This is a genomic window from Pseudomonas fluorescens, assembly GCF_040448305.1.
GTDB lineage: Bacteria > Pseudomonadota > Gammaproteobacteria > Pseudomonadales > Pseudomonadaceae > Aquipseudomonas > Aquipseudomonas fluorescens_BH.
The window spans coordinates 1082509-1100704 of record NZ_CP148752.1 but is presented as its reverse complement, the minus strand read 5'-3'; the positions used below and the strand labels follow the sequence as shown (position 1 = coordinate 1100704).

Annotated in this window: 19 protein-coding genes; 11 read left to right on the top strand and 8 right to left on the bottom strand. The window is 58.5% G+C overall.

The genetic code is table 11. The annotated features are described in order from the left end of the window. Window positions 1-47 precede the first annotated feature (47 nt). Window positions 48-791, top strand: coding sequence for a phosphatase PAP2 family protein (locus WHX55_RS04935; protein ID WP_353742155.1), 744 nt, complete (start codon window positions 48-50; stop codon window positions 789-791). 255 nt (window positions 792-1046) lie between these two features. Here WHX55_RS04935 and groL read toward each other — a convergent pair whose 3' ends face one another. The 4 genes from groL to WHX55_RS04915 form a co-directional block, all read right to left on the bottom strand. Then, window positions 1047-2693: a chaperonin GroEL gene (groL, locus tag WHX55_RS04930; RefSeq protein WP_150728305.1), complete on the bottom strand. Its 1647-nt coding sequence runs from the start codon at window positions 2691-2693 to the stop codon at window positions 1047-1049. Between the two features lie 49 nt (window positions 2694-2742). Then, entirely contained in the window at window positions 2743-3036 is a 294-nt protein-coding gene (locus WHX55_RS04925) for a co-chaperone GroES (protein WP_056726128.1), read from the bottom strand. 248 nt (window positions 3037-3284) lie between these two features. Next, entirely contained in the window at window positions 3285-3761 is a 477-nt protein-coding gene (locus WHX55_RS04920) for an FxsA family protein (RefSeq protein ID WP_008053539.1), read from the bottom strand. 66 nt (window positions 3762-3827) lie between these two features. Continuing rightward, the gene (locus WHX55_RS04915) at window positions 3828-4559 is read right to left on the bottom strand and encodes a HugZ family protein (protein ID WP_353742154.1); all 732 of its coding nucleotides are present in this window, start codon (window positions 4557-4559) and stop codon (window positions 3828-3830) included. 163 nt (window positions 4560-4722) lie between these two features. Between WHX55_RS04915 and WHX55_RS04910 the strand changes: the two genes are divergently transcribed. After that, window positions 4723-5481, top strand: a complete 759-nt coding sequence (locus WHX55_RS04910; RefSeq protein WP_150728303.1) for an SDR family oxidoreductase — start codon at window positions 4723-4725, stop codon at window positions 5479-5481. A gap of 120 nt (window positions 5482-5601) precedes the next feature. On the opposite strand, the gene apbC is transcribed toward WHX55_RS04910, so the two are convergent. After that, entirely contained in the window at window positions 5602-6696 is a 1095-nt protein-coding gene (apbC, locus tag WHX55_RS04905; RefSeq protein ID WP_353742153.1) for an iron-sulfur cluster carrier protein ApbC, read from the bottom strand. A gap of 176 nt (window positions 6697-6872) precedes the next feature. Between apbC and metG the strand changes: the two genes are divergently transcribed. From metG to WHX55_RS04865, 8 genes are all read left to right on the top strand, one after another. Beyond that, entirely contained in the window at window positions 6873-8924 is a 2052-nt protein-coding gene (metG, locus tag WHX55_RS04900; RefSeq protein WP_150728301.1) for a methionine--tRNA ligase, read from the top strand. 225 nt (window positions 8925-9149) lie between these two features. Next, the gene (locus WHX55_RS04895) at window positions 9150-9719 is read left to right on the top strand and encodes an Rnf-Nqr domain containing protein (protein WP_353742152.1); all 570 of its coding nucleotides are present in this window, start codon (window positions 9150-9152) and stop codon (window positions 9717-9719) included. Then, on the top strand, window positions 9716-10729 hold the full coding sequence (gene rsxB / locus WHX55_RS04890) for an electron transport complex subunit RsxB (protein WP_150754851.1): 1014 nt from the start codon (window positions 9716-9718) through the stop codon (window positions 10727-10729). Before WHX55_RS04895 ends, rsxB begins: the two co-directional genes overlap by 4 nt. Continuing rightward, the gene (locus WHX55_RS04885; RefSeq protein WP_150754852.1) at window positions 10716-11702 is read left to right on the top strand and encodes an RnfABCDGE type electron transport complex subunit D; all 987 of its coding nucleotides are present in this window, start codon (window positions 10716-10718) and stop codon (window positions 11700-11702) included. The genes rsxB and WHX55_RS04885 overlap by 14 nt, the downstream gene beginning before the upstream one ends. Continuing rightward, on the top strand, window positions 11699-12310 hold the full coding sequence (locus WHX55_RS04880; protein WP_353742151.1) for an RnfABCDGE type electron transport complex subunit G: 612 nt from the start codon (window positions 11699-11701) through the stop codon (window positions 12308-12310). The genes WHX55_RS04885 and WHX55_RS04880 overlap by 4 nt, the downstream gene beginning before the upstream one ends. Continuing rightward, entirely contained in the window at window positions 12303-12887 is a 585-nt protein-coding gene (locus WHX55_RS04875) for an Rnf-Nqr domain containing protein (protein WP_353742150.1), read from the top strand. The genes WHX55_RS04880 and WHX55_RS04875 overlap by 8 nt, the downstream gene beginning before the upstream one ends. Before the next feature lie 25 nt (window positions 12888-12912). Continuing rightward, window positions 12913-13551, top strand: a complete 639-nt coding sequence (nth, locus tag WHX55_RS04870) for an endonuclease III (protein ID WP_150728295.1) — start codon at window positions 12913-12915, stop codon at window positions 13549-13551. Between the two features lie 106 nt (window positions 13552-13657). Continuing rightward, window positions 13658-13837, top strand: a complete 180-nt coding sequence (locus WHX55_RS04865; RefSeq protein ID WP_007972325.1) for a hypothetical protein — start codon at window positions 13658-13660, stop codon at window positions 13835-13837. Between the two features lie 80 nt (window positions 13838-13917). On the opposite strand, the gene WHX55_RS04860 is transcribed toward WHX55_RS04865, so the two are convergent. Then, window positions 13918-14544, bottom strand: coding sequence for a response regulator transcription factor (locus WHX55_RS04860; RefSeq protein ID WP_008053528.1), 627 nt, complete (start codon window positions 14542-14544; stop codon window positions 13918-13920). A gap of 545 nt (window positions 14545-15089) precedes the next feature. Here WHX55_RS04860 and WHX55_RS04855 point away from each other — a divergent pair. Continuing rightward, window positions 15090-15788, top strand: coding sequence for a hypothetical protein (locus WHX55_RS04855; RefSeq protein WP_353742149.1), 699 nt, complete (start codon window positions 15090-15092; stop codon window positions 15786-15788). 150 nt (window positions 15789-15938) lie between these two features. Here the strand turns inward: WHX55_RS04855 and WHX55_RS04850 are convergent, their stop codons facing one another. Further along, complete coding sequence (locus tag WHX55_RS04850; RefSeq protein ID WP_150728293.1) at window positions 15939-17156, bottom strand: argininosuccinate synthase; 1218 nt, start codon at window positions 17154-17156, stop codon at window positions 15939-15941. Window positions 17157-17285: 129 nt separating this feature from the next. Continuing rightward, window positions 17286-18191: an OmpA family protein gene (locus WHX55_RS04845; RefSeq protein WP_353742148.1), complete on the bottom strand. Its 906-nt coding sequence runs from the start codon at window positions 18189-18191 to the stop codon at window positions 17286-17288. Window positions 18192-18196: the final 5 nt, after the last annotated feature.

The window sequence follows — 18196 nt, the reverse complement described above, 5'->3', positions numbered from 1 at the left end:
CTGCGCGGCTGCGCATTTGAGAACATTTCACTGATCAAGGAACTAGCATGGTTTCGACCCTTGCCCGCCCTGCCCCTCGTCCGCTCAATTTCCGGATGTGCCTTGGAGTCCCCGCCGTAGCTGCGATCATTCTGGTATTGCTCGAATTGACCAGTCTGGACATGGACCTGGCCAAGCTGTTTTACGACCCGGTCGCCGGGGAATTCATCGGGCGCCACAGTTACTTCCTCGAGGACATCCTGCACGATCGCGCCAAGCAAGTGGTCATTGCCTTCTCGGTGTTTGCCATCCTCGGCTTCATCGCTTCGCTCTTCATGGCCAGGCTCAAACCGCTCAAGCGCGAACTGGGCTGTCTGGTGTTGTCCCTGGGCCTGGCGACTTCCTTTGTCACGCCCATGAAAGCAGTGACCGCGGTGCAATGCCCATGGAGCCTCGAGCAATTCGGTGGTCACGAGACCTACAGCGAACTGTTGAGCCCTCGCCCGCACACCGAAAAACCGGGGCGTTGCTGGCCCGGCGGCCATGCGGCCACCGGTTTCACCCTGTTTGCCCTGTTTTTCGTACTGCGTGACCGTCGCCCGCGCATGGCTCGCGCAGCGTTTGTCTTCGCCTTTGCCCTCGGGTCGGCGTTCTCCATCGGGCGGATGATGCAGGGCGCGCACTTCTTCTCGCACAACCTGTGGACGGCGGTGTTTTGCTGGCTGATCTGTTTGGGGTCGTATTACTGGATTCTGTATCGGCCGGCTGTGAAGTCTGAAACTGAGGCTAATGCTGAACCTATCGGCGTCTGATCCGGCCCCATCGCGAGCAGGCTCGCTTGGGGGTTCCCCCCAAACATAGAATCTCCCACAGGATTTCGCAGTTCCCTGTAGGAGCGAGCCTGCTCGCGATGACGGAGTGTCAGTCAACAGGTTCGTTGACAGTAAAACCGCTATCGCGAGCAGGCTCGCTCCTACCCGGGATTGATGTGTCCATCAAAGTCCGGGCAATAAAAAACCCCGCCTGTTTTCGCAGGCGGGGTTTTTTCATACAGGGGTAAGGCTGGCTTACATCATGCCGCCCATGCCGCCCATACCGCCCATGTCTGGCATACCGCCGCCAGCACCGCCGTCTTTCTTCGGTGCATCAGCAACAGCGGCTTCGGTGGTCAGGATCAGACCGCCGATCGACGATGCAGCTTGCAGCGCGGAACGGGTGACCTTGGTTGGGTCCAGGATGCCCATTTCGATCATGTCGCCGTACTCGCCAGTCGCAGCGTTGTAACCGAAGTTACCTTTGCCGTTCTTGACTTCGTTGACCACAACGCTTGGCTCGTCACCGCTGTTGGCAGCGATCTGACGCAGCGGTGCTTCGATGGCACGACGCAGAACGGCGATACCCACGTCCTGGTCGGCGTTGTCGCCTTTCAGGTCGAGGATTGCTTCCAGAGCGCGGATCAGCGCAACGCCACCGCCAGGTACCACGCCTTCTTCAACGGCTGCACGGGTTGCGTGCAGGGCGTCTTCAACGCGGGCTTTCTTCTCTTTCATTTCTACTTCGGAACCAGCGCCAACCTTGATCACTGCAACGCCGCCGGACAGCTTGGCCAGACGCTCTTGCAGTTTTTCACGGTCGTAGTCCGAGGAAGTTTCGGCAACCTGAGCACGGATCTGAGCAATGCGGGACTCGATGTCGCCTGCTACGCCAGCACCGTCAACGATGATGGTGTTTTCCTTGGAGATGGTCACGCGCTTGGCGCTGCCCAGGTTTTCCAGGGTGGCTGCTTCCAGGCTCAGGCCGATCTCTTCGGAGATAACGGTACCGCCGGTCAGAACGGCGATGTCCTGCAGCATGGCCTTGCGGCGGTCGCCGAAGCCTGGAGCCTTGACGGCTGCGACTTTAACGATGCCACGCATGTTGTTCACGACCAGAGTCGCCAGGGCTTCGCCTTCAACGTCTTCGGAAACGATCAGCAGTGGACGGCCGGCTTTGGCAACGGCTTCCAGCACTGGCAGCATTTCGCGGATGTTCGAGATCTTTTTGTCGACCAGCAGAACCAGCGGGTTGTCCAGCTCGGCAACCATGGTTTCCGGCTTGTTGACGAAGTACGGGGACAGGTAGCCACGGTCGAACTGCATGCCTTCTACAACCGACAGTTCGTTTTCCAGGCCAGTGCCTTCTTCAACGGTGATCACGCCTTCTTTACCGACTTTTTCCATGGCTTCGGCAATGATGTCGCCGATGGAGTTGTCGGAGTTGGCAGAGATGGTACCTACCTGAGCGATTGCCTTGGTGTCAGCGCATGGCTTGGACAGGTTTTTCAGCTCTTTGACGATGGCGATGGTCGCCTTGTCGATGCCGCGCTTCAGATCCATCGGGTTCATGCCGGCAGCGACGGCTTTCAGGCCTTCGTTGACGATCGACTGAGCCAGAACGGTAGCGGTGGTAGTACCGTCACCAGCGTCATCGTTGGCACGGGAGGCAACGTCTTTGACCAGCTGCGCGCCCATGTTTTCGAAACGGTCTTCGAGTTCGATTTCTTTGGCGACGGAAACGCCGTCCTTGGTGATGGTCGGAGCGCCGAAGCTCTTCTCGATGATCACGTTACGGCCTTTCGGGCCCAGGGTCGCTTTTACCGCGTCAGCCAGGACGTTGACGCCTTTGAGCATTTTCTTGCGGGCGGAATCGCCAAACAGAACTTCTTTAGCAGCCATGATCGATATTCCTTAAATACTTTGTAGTAGCGGGAAAATGAGCGGGAAATCAGCCTTCGATAACAGCGAGGATTTCGTTCTCGCTCATTACCAGCAGGTCTTCGCCGTCGATTTTCACAGTGTTGCTGCCGGAGTAAGGACCGAACACAACCTTGTCGCCCACTTTCACGGACAGTGCACGCACTTCACCGCTTTCCAGTGCTTTGCCTGGGCCTACAGCGAGGATTTCGCCGCTGTTGGCTTTTTCAGCAGCCGAACCTGGCAGGACGATACCGCCAGCGGTTTTCTTTTCTTCTTCGCTGCGACGGATGACGACGCGGTCATGCAGAGGACGAAGCTTCATTGTCGATCTCTCCTAATTGTGGTTTTCATCGGCCGGTGTAGTCCCGGCGGGTTTAACAAAGGCCGGCGGTGCCGGTTGCGGTTCGTCAAGCGAACCGCGGAAGTCTGTCTGGCGTGATCGCCAGAAACCTTGCGGTGACCGTTACATAAGGGCGCATAAGCTTATTACAAGGGCTGGGATCGAAAAATTTTCAGTTCGCTGCCCCGCAAACGAACACGGCACCCGAAGGTGCCGTGTCGATGTGTGTGTTACTTGGTATCGCGGTGTTCGAACTCGCCTTCGATCACGTTGGGCTCGCGGCCCAGCGGCTCGCGAGGTGCCGGGCCGCCACGGGCCTGGAGGTCATCGGCGAACGCTCGCTGACGCATCGCCTGCTCTTCGGCGCGCTGGCGCATTTTATTGGCCAACAGACGACGACTGAACGGCAGCAGCATGAACAGACCGATCACATCGCTGATGAAACCCGGAAGAATCAGCAGGCCACCGGCCAATGCCAGCATCAGGCCTTCGAGCATGGTCTGGGCCGGCAGTTCGCCGCGGCTCAGGCTTTCACGGGCACGCAGGGCCGTGGCCAGGCCGGCGATGCGCAGCACGAACACGCCGAACATCGAGCCGAGAATGATCAGCAGCAAGGCCGGGAAAAACCCGATGGACCCTGCCACCTTGACGAATACGAACAGCTCCAACACCGGGAACAGCAGAAAGAGCAACAAAAAAGGGCGCATCAAATGGTTCCTCAACGCAAGAATGCCTTGCCAGTTCACCTTAGATGACGTCACCGTTTCGTGAATTCAAGCGTCGGCCACTTCATTTTTCGGCCAATGCTCGGCGTGAGCCAGAGAAACCAAGGCTTCGCGGACTTGTGTCGGCGTATTACAAGGCACTTGAAACGGCAACCAGTACAGGCTTTGACCGATACGCAGGTGCATGCCTTCGGTATCGATACCGACCATTTGCGCCGGCACGTTTTTCGGCAGCCCGGCCAGATCGACGTAATGAGCGATGGCCTTGGCGTGATCGGCGTTCATGTGCTCGACCATGCTCACTTCGGCCTTGCCGGCGAACGGGTTGGCCAGGGTCAGGTCGTTGACCCAATGAATCGCGCCAAAACCGCCGATGTAACGGTGGCGTACAGGCTCAAGCACCCAGAAATCGAAATCGTGGGCCCGGTGATAACCCTGCGACTCCGGGAAGTAGCGATAGTAACGCTCGGAAGCAGCGTCAATGGCGGCTTCGTCTTCGAGCTGCTGCGCCTCAGCCAGGTAAGTCAGTCGACCAACGGCTTGAACATCTTCGGCGCCACGTTCGCCGACAAAGAGCGAGCATTTAGGGTCTTTTTGCAGATTATGAGTGTGCTGGGCGATGCGGCTGATCAGGATCAGCGGCCGGCCCAGCTCGTCCAGGCAGTACGGAACCACGGAGCCGAACGGAAAACCGGGCATCGATTTGGAGTGCGTCGAGAGCACCCCACGGTATTCCTTGAGGAGCAATTCTCGTGCATGCTTAGCCGCCTCAACGCTCAATTTATGACTCCTTATATAGAATCCGTCAGAAAAACGGACGAGCTGCTGGTGGAAAGTCCCAGCACGCCATCGGGGCAGTTCTCATGTGCAGCCAAGCCAGGTCAGGCGCAGATCGAGAGGCTCTCTAAAGGAAACCACTCAGACCTGCTACCGGGGCATGCGAATGCAACTCACTGACAAAGTAATCATTATCACTGGCGGTTGCCAGGGTTTAGGCCGCTCCATGGCCGAGTATTTCGCAGGCCTGGGCGCGAAGCTGGCGCTGGTGGACCTGAACCAGGAAAAACTCGACGACGCCGTCGCGGCCTGCAAGGCCCAGGGTGTCGAGGCCCGCGCCTACCTGTGCAACGTGGCCAACGAAGAGCAAGTGACCCACATGGTTGCCCAGGTCGCTGAAGACTTCGGCGCGATCCATGGCTTGATCAACAATGCCGGGATCCTGCGTGACGGGCTGTTGCTCAAGGTCAAGGATGGAGAAATGACCAAGATGAGCCTGGCCCAGTGGCAGGCCGTCATCGACGTCAACCTGACCGGCGTGTTCCTGTGCACCCGTGAAGTCGCGGCGAAAATGGTCGAGCTGAACAACAGCGGCGCAATCATCAATATCTCGTCGATTTCCCGCGCCGGCAACGTCGGTCAGACCAACTACTCCGCCGCCAAGGCCGGTGTTGCTGCGGCGACCGTGACCTGGGCCAAGGAACTGGCGCGCTACGGCATTCGCGTCGCAGGCATTGCACCGGGCTTCATCGAAACCGAAATGACCCTGGGCATGAAGCCTGAAGCGCTGGAGAAGATGACCGCCGGGATCCCGCTCAAGCGCATGGGCAGGCCTGAAGAAATCGCCCATTCGGCGGCTTACATCTTTGAGAACGACTACTACACCGGTCGGATTCTGGAGATGGATGGCGGGTTGCGGATTTAAAGCCCCCACAAAACAACTGTAGGAGCGAGCCTGCTCGCGAAGGTGTGTCAGGCACCGCGGTGTCGACTGATACACCATCGCGAGCAGGCTCGCTCCTACAGGGATTCGTATTTCAGCTTATTAGTCGTCGCTGACGCTGATATTCGGCATCGCCGGCGTCAACGCTTCCTGCAATACGATCCGCGCGCCAACGTGACGGGCCAGTTCCTGGTAAACCAGGGCAATCGGGCTGTCCGGCTCGGCGATCACAGTTGGTTTTCCGCCATCGGCCTGTTCGCGGATGGCCATCGCCAGCGGCAGCGAAGCCAGCAGCTCGACGCCATACTGGTTGGCCAGCTTCACGCCTCCGCCTTCACCGAACAGATGCTCGGCATGTCCGCAGTTGGAGCAGATGTGCACGGCCATGTTTTCCACCACGCCCAGCACCGGAATGTTGACCTTGCGGAACATTTCCACACCCTTGCGCGCGTCCAGCAATGCCAGGTCCTGCGGGGTGGTCACGATGACCGCACCGGCCACTGGCACTTTCTGCGCCAGGGTCAGCTGGATGTCACCGGTGCCTGGCGGCATGTCGATGACCAGGTAATCCAGGTCGCCCCAAGCGGTTTGGGTCACCAGTTGCAGCAAGGCGCCGGAGACCATCGGCCCGCGCCAGACCATCGGCGTGTTGTCATCGGTGAGGAAGGCCATGGACATCACTTCGACGCCGTGGGACTTGAGCGGTACAAACCACTTCTGATCCTTGACCTCGGGGCGGGTGCGCTCGGGGATGCCGAACATGATGCCCTGGCTCGGGCCGTAGATGTCCGCATCGAGAATCCCGACCTTGGCGCCCTCGCGGGCCAGGGCCAGGGCCAGGTTGGCCGCCGTGGTGGATTTGCCCACGCCGCCCTTGCCGGACGCCACGGCCACCACGTTTTTCACGTTCGCCAGGCCCGGAATCTGCGCCTGAGCCTTGTGCGCAGCGATCACACTGGTGATTTCGACCTTGGCACTTGCCACGCCATCCAGCCCCTGAATGGCCATTTCCAGCATCTGCGCCCAGCCACTCTTGAACAGCCCGGCGGCGTAACCCAGTTCAAGCTGAACGCTGACACGCTCGCCCTGGATCTCGATGTTGCGCACGCACCCGGCGCTGACCGGGTCCTGGTTCAGGTAAGGGTCGGTGTATTGGCGAAGGACGGCTTCCACCGCTGCGCGATTGACGGCGCTCATGGGCAACTCCGAAAACAGGACTGGAAAAGATGATGGGTATCGTACCTGTTCTAAGCGTTCGGCGGGATGTTGAACCTTCACCTGTTACTCATCCAATGAAACAGGCTCACAGGGTGAAAAATATGCGCCGGCGCTTTATAGTGGCCGACCTCCGTTTCATCAAGTAGCCGAGCCCCATGTCCGAGCCACGCAAGATCCTCGTCACCAGCGCCCTGCCCTATGCCAATGGTTCGATCCACCTTGGCCATATGCTGGAATACATCCAGACCGATATGTGGGTGCGCTTCCAGAAGCACCGCGGCAATCAATGCATTTATGTCTGCGCCGACGACGCCCACGGTTCGGCGATCATGCTGCGCGCGGAAAAGGAAGGCATCACCCCGGAACAACTGATCGCCAATGTCCAGGCTGAACACAGCGCCGACTTTGCCGAGTTCCTGGTGGACTTCGACAACTTCCACTCCACTCACGCCGAAGAAAACCGTGAGCTGTCAAGCCAGATCTACCTGAAACTGCGTGACGCCGGGCACATCGCCACGCGCTCGATCACCCAGTATTTCGACCCGGAAAAGAAAATGTTCCTGGCCGACCGCTTCATCAAGGGCACCTGCCCGAAATGCGGCACCGAAGACCAGTACGGCGACAACTGCGAAAAATGCGGCGCGACCTACGCACCGACCGACCTGAAGGATCCGAAGTCGGCAATCTCCGGCGCCACCCCGGTGCTCAAGGATTCCCAGCACTTCTTCTTCAAGCTGCCAGACTTCCAGCAAATGCTGCAAACCTGGACCCGCAGCGGCACCCTGCAAGACGCCGTGGCCAACAAGATCGCCGAATGGCTGGATGCCGGCCTGCAACAGTGGGACATCTCCCGCGATGCGCCGTACTTCGGTTTTGAAATCCCCGACGAGCCGGGCAAATACTTCTACGTCTGGCTGGATGCACCGATCGGCTACATGGCCAGCTTCAAGAACCTGTGCAACCGCACGCCGGAGCTGGACTTCGACGCGTTCTGGGGCAAGGACTCCACCGCCGAGCTGTACCACTTCATCGGCAAGGACATCGTCAACTTCCACGCCCTGTTCTGGCCAGCCATGCTCGAAGGCGCCGGCTACCGCAAGCCGACCGGGATCAACGTGCACGGCTACCTGACCGTCAACGGCCAGAAAATGTCCAAGTCCCGTGGCACCTTCATCAAGGCCCGCACTTACCTGGACCACCTGTCGCCGGAATACCTGCGTTACTACTACGCGGCCAAGCTGGGCCGCGGCGTCGACGACCTCGACCTGAACCTCGAAGACTTCGTGCAGAAGGTCAACTCCGACCTGGTGGGCAAGGTCGTCAACATCGCCAGTCGTTGCGCCGGCTTCATCAACAAGGGCAATGCCGGTGTGATGGTCGACACCAACGCCGCGCCTGAGCTGACCGAAGCCTTCCTGGCCGCCGCGCCAGGCATTGCCGACGCCTATGAAGCCCGCGACTTCGCCCGCGCCATGCGCGAGATCATGGGCCTGGCGGACCGCGCCAACGCCTGGATCGCCGACAAGGCACCGTGGTCGCTGAACAAACAGGAAGGCAAGCAGGATGAAGTCCAGGCTATCTGCGCCACTGGCGTCAACCTGTTCCGCCAACTGGTGATTTTCCTCAAACCGGTGCTGCCGCTGCTGGCCGCTGACGCCGAGGCGTTCCTGAACGTCGCGCCGCTGACCTGGAACGACCACGCGACCTTGCTCAGCAACCACCAGTTGAACGAGTTCAAGCCGTTGATGACCCGTATCGACCCGGTCAAGGTGCAAGCCATGACCGACGCCTCGAAAGAAGACCTGACCGCCAGCCAGACCGACACCGGCGCAGCCGCACCTGCCGGCAATGGCGAACTGGCCAAGGATCCGCTGTCGCCGGAAATCGAGTTCGACACCTTTGCCGCCGTCGACCTGCGTGTCGCCCTGATCGTCAAGGCCGAACACGTGGAAGGCGCCGACAAGCTGCTGCGCCTGACCCTGGACATCGGTGACGAGCAACGCAACGTGTTCTCCGGGATCAAGAGCGCTTATCCGGACCCGTCCAAGCTCGATGGTCGCCTGACCATGATGATTGCCAACCTCAAGCCACGGAAAATGAAGTTCGGCATCTCCGAAGGCATGGTGATGGCGGCCGGCCCTGGCGGTGAAGAGATCTACCTGCTCAGCCCTGACAGCGGCGCCAAGCCGGGCCAGCGCATCAAGTAAGGTCTGCGGCAAATCGATCCCACAGTCGTGCCTGGCGCGACTGTGGGATTTTCATGTCTGGCCCACCCTCCCGCCTTGCCGGATAATGCCTAAGCTCCTGTAGGAGCGAGCTTGCTCGCGATGGTCGTCAACGATAATGCGTGCCCACAGGTTGAACGCGGCGCTCCTGAGTCCATCGCGAGCGAGCTCGCTCCTACAAAAACTACCGTTCTTGCCGGCACGATCATGACCGAAGCACTTCTTACGCTTATCAGCACCGCCCTGATCAACAACCTCGTGTTGCACTGGCCGTTGGCCGTCGATCCGCTGTTGGCCGGTCAGCGCCGTCAGGTCCATGCCTTGGGCATTGCGACGACATGTCTGATGCTGGTCGTGGGCATGCTCGGCTACGCGCTCTATCAATGGCTGCTGGTGCCGCTGCAATTGACGACGCTGCGTCTGTTTGTGTTTCTGCCATTGAGCGTGCTGCTGATCAGCCCACTGCTGAAGTTGCTGGCGCGGTTGTTTTCGGCACTGCCGTTCGAAGGCCTCTGGCCATTGCTGCTGGGCAATGCCGGCGTGCTCGGCGTGGCCTTGCTCAATGCTCAGGAAGACAAGGGCTTCTTTCACGCCACAGCCTTGAGCCTCGGTGCTGGGCTGGGCTTTTGGCTGGTGTTGAGCTTGTTCACTGATTTGCGTGAACGCACGGCCGACAACGATGTTCCCCTGCCCTTTCGCGGCTTGCCGATCGACCTGATTGGCGCCGGCCTGATCGCAGTGGCCTTTCTCGGATTCAGCGGACTGATCAAAACATGAGTCTGATTCAACTCATCGACGCACTCTTGCCGCAAACCCAATGCGGCAAGTGCGGCCACCCCGGGTGCAAGCCGTACGCCGAAGGCATCGCCAATGGCGAGCCGATCAACAAGTGTCCGCCAGGCGGCAACGAAACCATTAATGCCTTGGCCGAGCTGCTGAAGGTGCCGGTGCTGGAGCTGGACATCACTCGCGGCTCGGCACCTGCGCAGATCGCCTATATCCGCGAAGCCGAGTGTATTGGTTGCACCAAGTGCATTCAGGCCTGCCCGGTCGATGCCATCGTCGGCGCGGCCAAACTGATGCACACGGTGATCATCGATGAGTGCACCGGTTGCGACCTCTGCGTGGCACCGTGTCCGGTGGACTGCATCGAAATGCGCCCACTGCTGCCGAACACGGTACTGCCCGTTGTCGGAGGCCTGGCCCTCACACCGCAGGCGCGGCAGGCCCGCACCCTCAAGCGCGATCACGCACGGCGCCGCTTCGAACAACGCAATGCCCGCTTGCAGCGTGAGGAGCAACAGAAAATCACCGAGCGACAGGCAAGGCAGCGAGCCGTGCAACCTGCCGCGGTGACAGGCGACCCGGTGCAGGCGGCCCTCGAACGCGTCCGCGCACAGAAAACCGCCAATGCCGATGCCGCGCTGAAAAAGGCCAAGATCGATGTGGCGATGAGTCGGGCACAGTTGCACAAATCGCTGAAGGCCTTCGGGCATCCGCCGACCTTCGAGCAGCAATCGCAGTTGATCGTCCTGCAACAACAGTTCGAAGCCGCCGAACAAAACCTGGCGCAACTGGAAAGCGTCGCCCCATCGGCCCCTGCACCGACAGTCGCAGCTGTGTCGTCAAATGATGCCGATCTGAAACGGGCCAAGATCCAGTTGGCCATGCGCCGCGCCGAACTCAAGAAGGCTCAGGCCAACGAAGCATCGGCGGAGCAAATCGAAGCCCTGGAGCGCGCACTCGGTGAAGCCGAACGCCTGGTGGACGCCCATGCCAGCCCTTGAAGCGGTTGATGATCGCCTGCAACAGGCGATGAAACTGGTGCTGTTGGCCACGCTGCCGGGAGTGCTGGTGGCGTTCTGGCTGTACGGCTGGGGCGTGTTGATCAATCTGGTTCTGGCGGCGGCTGCCGCGTTGGCCGTCGAGGCCGCCATCGTGCAATGGCGCAAGCGACCGCCGGGGCCAACCTTGAGTGACGGCAGCGCGTTGGTCAGTGCCACGTTGCTCGCTCTGGCGCTGCCGCCTTACTGCCCATGGTGGCTGACCCTCAGTGCTGCCGCTTTTGCGATGGTGTTTGGCAAGCACTTGTATGGCGGTGTCGGCTCGAATCCCTTCAACCCGGCGATGCTCGGTTTGGCTCTGGTGCTGGTGACCTTTCCCCAACCAATGACCCATTGGCCGTCATCCCATGGCATGGATCTGCTGAGCGGCTTGCAGCAAGTGTTCGGTGCCGGCCATGCGCCTGATGCCTGGGTGCAGGCCACGGCACTGGACAGTCTGCGGATCAACAAAAGCCTGACCATGGATGAACTGTTTGCCGGCAACCCGGCATTCGGTCACTTTGGCGGCCGGGGGGTGGAATGGCTGAACCTGGCCTTTTTGGCGGGTGGAATGTTTCTCCTGCAACGAAGGGTGATCAGCTGGCATGCACCGGTCGGCATGCTGGCCAGTCTGTTCATCATCAGCCTGCTGTGCTGGAACGGTTCGGGTTCCGACTCCCATGGCTCGCCGTTGTTTCATCTGCTGACCGGCGCGACCATGCTGGGAGCGTTCTTCATCATCACCGAACCGGTGTCCGGCGCCAGAAACCCTGGCGCGCGGCTGCTGTTCGGCGCTGGCGTGGGGCTTCTGACTTATCTGATTCGTACCTGGGGTGGCTACCCGGACGGCATCGCCTTCGCCGTGCTGTTGATGAACCTGTGCGTGCCGGCGCTGGAGCGGTTCGTGGCGGCCAGGCAACAGCCGGAGGCGCCATGAACCGGACATCAAGCATCGCGTTTGTGGTGCTTTTGGCCGCACTGGGCCTTGGCGTGACGTACTTCGTGCAGCTCGGCAGCGCGCCACGCATTGCAGCCGAACAGCGCCTGATCGACAGCCGTCATCTGCTGGACCTGGTCGCGCCAGACAGCTACGACAATCAACCACTCGAACACCCTATAAAGATTGAAGCAACCGCACTGGCCAACAGCACCTTGCTGGGTGGTTTTCTGGCGACCCGGGTCGATCAACCCGTCGCGGTGTTGCTGCGCAGTCAAACCCTTGGCTACGCCGGTGCCATCGACCTGTTGATCGCTGTCGACGCCAACGGCAGATTGCTGGGCGTCAAAACCCTCAAACAGTCGGAAACACCAGGACTGGGGGCACGGATCGCCGACTGGCCCAATACCTGGCTCCAGGTTTTTTCCGGCAAGTCTCGAACAGACCCCGTTGACAGCGGCTGGGCACTGAAAAAGGATCAGGGACAGTTCGATCAGATCGCAGGCGCGACCATCACCTCGAGAGCGGTGATCAATGCCGTCCACGATGCCTTGCACTACTTCGATGAACACCGGCAACAACTGCTCGGAATCCCTGCCCATGGATAACTCATCGACCCTGCGCAACGCCTTGATGCTGACGCCGCTGATCGGCGCCACCCACTCGCTGATGGCCGCACTTGGCCTGTGCCTGATGTTCATGGTGGTGACCCAGTTTTTCAGCCTGGCCATGGGCGCCCTGCGGTCCCGACTGGTCCCGGCGACCCGCTTGCTGGCCAGCATCCTGTTGGCGGCCACACTCACCAGTTGCGCGGAACTCATGGCACAAGTCTGGTCGCTGCAATGGCAGCAGCATCTGGGGTTTTATGGCGCCCTGATCGCCTTGCAATGCGTCGTACTGGAGCACACCGGGTTCTTTCAGAACGGTTGGCGCCAACGCCTGCGACTCAATGGCCTGTTCGCCACGCTGATGATTGCGCTGGGCCTGCTGCGCGAACTCTTCGGCAACGGAACACTTGGAAACCATCTATCGTGGCCGATCGGCGCAACGCCAACTGACTGGCAAGGCTGGGTGCTGGTGGCTGATGGCGGTCTGCGCCTGGCCACGTTGGTCCCTGGCGGGTTCATACTGCTCGGACTGCTGATCGCCGCCTGGCAGGCTTGGCGCCCCGCACCCACACATTGATTGCCTTCGAGGAAACGCACCGCCCATGAATGCCGCAAAACGTCTGGAAATATTCCGCAGACTGCACGAGGACAACCCGGAACCAAAGACCGAGCTGGCCTATTCCTCAGCGTTCGAATTGCTGATTGCCGTGATTCTCTCGGCGCAGTCGACCGATGTCGGCGTCAACAAGGCCACAGCCAGGCTGTTCCCGGTCGCCAACACACCGGCGGCGATCCATGCCCTGGGTGTCGAAGGACTGTCGGAGTACATCAAGACCATCGGTCTGTACAACAGCAAAGCGAAAAACGTGATCGAAACCTGCCGCTTGCTGGTCGAGCGTCACGCCGGTGAAGTGCCACAAACCCGCGAAGAGCTGGAAGCACTGCCCGGCGTCGGCCGCAAAACCGCCAATGTGGTACTCAATACTGCATTCCGTCAGCTGACCATGGCCGTCGACACGCATATTTTCAGGGTCAGCAACCGCACCGGCATTGCTCCCGGCAAGAATGTGGTGGAAGTCGAGAAAAAACTGATGAAATTCGTGCCCAGGGAGTACCTGCTCGACTCCCATCACTGGCTGATCCTTCACGGCCGCTATGTTTGCCTGGCCCGCAAGCCCCGATGCGGGAGCTGCCGGATCGAGGACTTGTGCGAATACAAGCACAAAACCTCCGACGATTGAGGCGCTATTAGGTTTATTGAATTATCGATTGAAAAAATCTTTTTTACCCGCCGGGAGATTGTCGATATAAGGAGCGCCAAAGGCCTTCTTAGCCTGGAGCAACTAAATGAGTACTGGCAAAGAGCAACTGGACGTAGAAGACGACTTCACCACCGCCGAAACCGATGACGCTGAGCCGGTGGTTGAAGTAGCGAAAACCAATCTGAGCAAACGCCGCACCATCGATAACCTGCTGGAGGAGCGCCGACTGCAAAAGCAATTGGCCGATTACGATTTTGACTTATGACACCTGAAAGCCTCCCGAAACGGAGGCTTTTTTCTAAGTGCCATACTCCGGAAGACGCCCCTTGTCGCGCAGTTACGTCATCACACCAGACCATTGCGTTGTGCCAGCTCGATCAGATCGACCAGAGACCGCGCATTTAGCTTGAGCAACAGGCGGGTCTTGTAAGTACTGACTGTTTTATTGCTGAGAAACATTCCATCGGCAATCTCTTTATTGGTCTTTCCTCGGGCCAACTGTTGCAGAACCATCATTTCCCGTCCCGACAAGCGATCAACCATATCGGCCTCACTGGCATTCCCCAAACTGCAACGCACGGTATGCAAGGCTTGGTTAGGAAAGTAACTGTAGCCTGACAACACCGCCTTTATTGCACTGAGCAACTCCGTCAGGTCTTGTTGTTTGCAGACATAACCAGCTGCACCGGATTGCATGCAACGCATCGAAAAATGCCCCGGCGCCTGGGAAGTCAAAATCAGCACTTTCATAGGCATTGAGGTCGAAGACAAACGCGCGATGACTTCCAACCCGTCCAGCTTCGGAATCCCGATATCCAGAATGACAATATCCGGCATAAGTTCACGGGCTAGTTGCAGTGCGTCCACACCATTATCGGTTTCTGCAATAACTTCGTAGCCATGACGCTCCATTAGCATACGTACCGCAAGACGAATGACGGGGTGATCATCCACGATCAGCACTTTATTCATGGGCAAGTCCAATTTTCGCTGTTCGAATTTTTAGAGCCCGCACAATAGCCTAGTCGTTTCACCCATGGCATGTCGCCCCTCCCAGCCACCCACACCAAGAGACATCCCCTACAAACAACACGGATTCCTCCTACAAAAATCCCTCGAACGGAATGAATTGAAAACTGTATCAGCGTCAGTGTGTCGCACTTTCCAGCCGTCACCTCAATCGTTTACGACCAAAATTATCCGAGAGCCAGCCTGAACGGTCGCGCCCTGACAAACATAAACCTCTACCCCTCCGCTAAAACGTAACTGATATTTACGCACTAAACATTCACACCAGAAATATCACACACCAAGCATCCAATTACTCTTACAGCAAATAATATTTTTTGAGCAATCATTAAAACACCACCAACGCTGCAAAAATCGAAGAGCAACACAACAAACAAATAAAAGCACTTATCAAAACCAACAAGCAATAAAACTCACTACAATAATTACCACACACAACCAACCTCATAAACCATTCGAGAAAAGACAATCCAGCATGAGTACAGAACATGATAAAAAAACGAATCACCAACCCAATGACAATTATCGCGATATTCGCAGCACTCTCTGAAACTTCGGCAGCCGTTTCTCTACCCTTCCTCGACCAAGAGGAAAGAGAACTCTACGTCTGGTTTCTGATCAGCTTTCCGTTTTATTTACTTTTGCTTTTTTTCGCGACACTCAACTTCAACTACAAATCCCTTTATGCGCCCTCCGACTTTGAAAAGGGAAAACACTTCATGAAGGTCATGGATGATGCTGGGCGGCCGGAAAAAAAAGCGTCCGGGAAGTCGTCTGAGAATCCCGCTCTGGAAACGTCAACGAATGACCGGCAGTCAGCTCGAACGCCCTGCGGCGCACAGGACCCGCCAACCGAGATTGGTCTGCAAACCACTGTCTCTGTTCAACATCAGCTTCGGTTACCGGAACTTATAAAAGACCTGTACATCGTTGATGCACGCTGGATGAGCAAGGAGGTCGAGTTTGGAGCGCTGCTGGAAAACCTCCAGAGGCCACGGGAAAAGACGGCGTACGTGATTCTGTTTGTCACTTGTGCCGTTTCGGAGATTTTACTGAAAACCAGTGCGCTTAAACATTCAAAGCAGGCCAGCAAGCGCAGTGCCGCCTTTTATGTTGCCTACAATCTGGACTCGCACAGGTTGTCGGTCATTGATCAGGCCGGGCAACCGGCGAACAACAACGTGTAGTACAGGTCAGACCATCGAGAAGGAGAAAATCAGGAAATCATCAGTGCAAACGAAAACACCCGACAACGTAGTAACTGGCGTCACACCCCGTTTTCAGGTACCTGACCTCGTCGAGGACGAGGTCAGGTATCCATCACGATTTCAAAGGTCTCAGAACAGCTTCCGGCCTTTGTTCGCCGCAATGCGCATGCGCAGGGCGTTGAGCTTGATGAAGCCCGCTGCATCCGCCTGGTTGTACGCGCCGCCATCTTCTTCGAAGGTAGCGATGTTGGCGTCGAACAGCGAGTCGTCGGACTTGCGCCCAGTGACGATCACATTGCCCTTGTACAGTTTCAGGCGCACAACGCCGTTCACGTTGACCTGGGACGCATCGATCATCTGTTGCAGCATCAGACGCTCAGGGCTCCACCAGTAACCGGTGTAGATCAGGCTGGCGTACTTGGGCATCAGCTCGTCCTTGAGGTGAGCCACTTCGCGGTCCAGGGTGATCGACTCGATCGCACGGTGGGCACGCAGCATGATGGTGCCGCCAGGGGTTTCGTAGCAGCCACGGGACTTCATGCCCACATAACGGTTCTCGACGATGTCGAGACGGCCGATACCGTGTTCGCCACCGATACGGTTCAGGGTCGCCAGCACGGTAGCCGGGGTCATTTCGACGCCGTCCAGTGCGACGATATCGCCGTTGCGGTAGGTCAGTTCCAGGTATTGCGCTTTATCTGGAGCCTTCTCCGGGGAGACGGTCCATTTCCACATGTCTTCTTCGTGCTCGGTCCAGGTGTCTTCCAGCACGCCGCCTTCATAGGAGATGTGCAGCAGGTTGGCATCCATCGAGTACGGGGATTTTTTCTTGCCGTGACGCTCGATCGGGATGTTGTGCTTTTCAGCATAATCCATCAGCTTTTCACGGGAGAGCAGGTCCCATTCGCGCCACGGAGCAATCACTTTCACGCCTGGCTTCAACGCGTAGGCGCCCAGTTCGAAACGAACCTGGTCGTTGCCCTTGCCGGTGGCACCGTGGGAAATGGCGTCAGCGCCGGTTTCGTTGGCGATTTCGATCAAGCGCTTGGCGATCAACGGACGAGCGATGGAAGTACCCAGCAGGTACTCGCCTTCGTAAACGGTGTTGGCGCGGAACATCGGGAAAACGAAATCGCGCACGAATTCTTCGCGCAAGTCGTCGATGTAGATCTCTTTCACGCCCATGGCCTGTGCCTTGGCGCGTGCAGGTTCGACCTCTTCGCCCTGACCCAGGTCAGCGGTGAAGGTCACGACTTCACAGTTATAAGTATCCTGCAGCCACTTGAGGATCACCGAAGTGTCCAGGCCGCCGGAATACGCCAGAACGACCTTGTTTACGTCCGCCATGCCATCACTCCACGGGGTTCTACGGAAAGCCGTCAAGTCTACCGCTCATGCAGGATAATTTACAGAGGCGCGACAGCTTATGACGACGAAGCGACAGATTCTGTCGAGGGCGCGACGATTACAGCCGAGTCAGGAAGTGGCCGTAGTGGCCGCTTTCGTCACTTGCGGGGCGACTTGTTCCGCTGGGGCTCCGCGCTCCAGGCGCACCGCAACTCGACGGTTCTTCGCGCGGTTGGCGTTGTTGGTGTTAGGCGCCAACGGATAACGCTCGCCATGGAAACGCACGGTGATTTGCGACTCCTGGATGCCGTTGGCCTTGAAGAACTCCAGCACTGCCAGGGCTCGGCGCCGCGACAGGTCGCGGTTGGTCAGACGGTTGCCGCTGTTGTCGGAGTGACCGTCGAGTTCGATGTGATTGACCGTCGGATCGGCCTTCATGTACTCCAGCATCACCTGCAGTTTGGTTTGTGCGGCGCTGTCGAGTTCGATTCCGCCGCCGGGGAAGCCGATTTCGGATTGCTTCACCTGTTCGAAATTCTGTGGCAACAGTTTCGCCACACAACCCTGGTAGTCGGCAAACGCCTTGGTGAACCTGACCGGCAACAAGCGTACTTCCGACACCCGCCCATCCCCCGAGGAATGTCGAACCACCGGACTGCGACCGTCCATCAGTCCGCTGATCAGGCGTCCGGCCTGAACCTGTGAACTGTTGAACAATACGTTGCCGCTGCCGATTCTCACTGTGCCCAGGTTGATATCGTCACGCCCCGGTTGCCACGGCGCGGCAGCGGCCAGCAGCGTCGCCGAGCCACCGCCAATCATCGGGCTGTAGGTTTTCAGACGAAACGTCGCCTGCTCGCCGGCACGACGCACGAACTCGCCCGAACCGAAGTCGGTAATCGGCTGAGTCAGGCGGCATTCGAATTTGTCACCCTCGACCGTCCACTCAATGCTCTCCAGACGGGTCTGGAAAGTGAGCGCCATCGCGGGAAGGCTGGCAAACACACTGAGCAAGGCTAAAAAACGCTGGCGCACGGGAG

Bases quoted from the DNA above. Each gene is read 5' to 3' on its own strand.
- rsxB (WP_150754851.1), top strand. From the start codon at position 9,716: ATGAGTCTGATTCAACTCATCGACGCACTCTTGCCGCAAACCCAATGC.
- WHX55_RS04850 (WP_150728293.1), bottom strand. From the start codon at position 17,156: ATGGCGGACGTAAACAAGGTCGTTCTGGCGTATTCCGGCGGCCTGGAC.
- apbC (WP_353742153.1), bottom strand. From the start codon at position 6,696: ATGAGCGCCGTCAATCGCGCAGCGGTGGAAGCCGTCCTTCGCCAATAC.
- WHX55_RS04860 (WP_008053528.1), bottom strand. From the start codon at position 14,544: ATGAATAAAGTGCTGATCGTGGATGATCACCCCGTCATTCGTCTTGCG.
- WHX55_RS04880 (WP_353742151.1), top strand. From the start codon at position 11,699: ATGAACCGGACATCAAGCATCGCGTTTGTGGTGCTTTTGGCCGCACTG.
- WHX55_RS04925 (WP_056726128.1), bottom strand. From the start codon at position 3,036: ATGAAGCTTCGTCCTCTGCATGACCGCGTCGTCATCCGTCGCAGCGAA.
- WHX55_RS04895 (WP_353742152.1), top strand. From the start codon at position 9,150: ATGACCGAAGCACTTCTTACGCTTATCAGCACCGCCCTGATCAACAAC.
- metG (WP_150728301.1), top strand. From the start codon at position 6,873: ATGTCCGAGCCACGCAAGATCCTCGTCACCAGCGCCCTGCCCTATGCC.
- nth (WP_150728295.1), top strand. From the start codon at position 12,913: ATGAATGCCGCAAAACGTCTGGAAATATTCCGCAGACTGCACGAGGAC.
- WHX55_RS04920 (WP_008053539.1), bottom strand. From the start codon at position 3,761: ATGCGCCCTTTTTTGTTGCTCTTTCTGCTGTTCCCGGTGTTGGAGCTG.
- groL (WP_150728305.1), bottom strand. From the start codon at position 2,693: ATGGCTGCTAAAGAAGTTCTGTTTGGCGATTCCGCCCGCAAGAAAATG.
- WHX55_RS04935 (WP_353742155.1), top strand. From the start codon at position 48: ATGGTTTCGACCCTTGCCCGCCCTGCCCCTCGTCCGCTCAATTTCCGG.
- WHX55_RS04865 (WP_007972325.1), top strand. From the start codon at position 13,658: ATGAGTACTGGCAAAGAGCAACTGGACGTAGAAGACGACTTCACCACC.
- WHX55_RS04910 (WP_150728303.1), top strand. From the start codon at position 4,723: ATGCAACTCACTGACAAAGTAATCATTATCACTGGCGGTTGCCAGGGT.
- WHX55_RS04855 (WP_353742149.1), top strand. From the start codon at position 15,090: ATGATAAAAAAACGAATCACCAACCCAATGACAATTATCGCGATATTC.
- WHX55_RS04885 (WP_150754852.1), top strand. From the start codon at position 10,716: ATGCCAGCCCTTGAAGCGGTTGATGATCGCCTGCAACAGGCGATGAAA.
- WHX55_RS04875 (WP_353742150.1), top strand. From the start codon at position 12,303: ATGGATAACTCATCGACCCTGCGCAACGCCTTGATGCTGACGCCGCTG.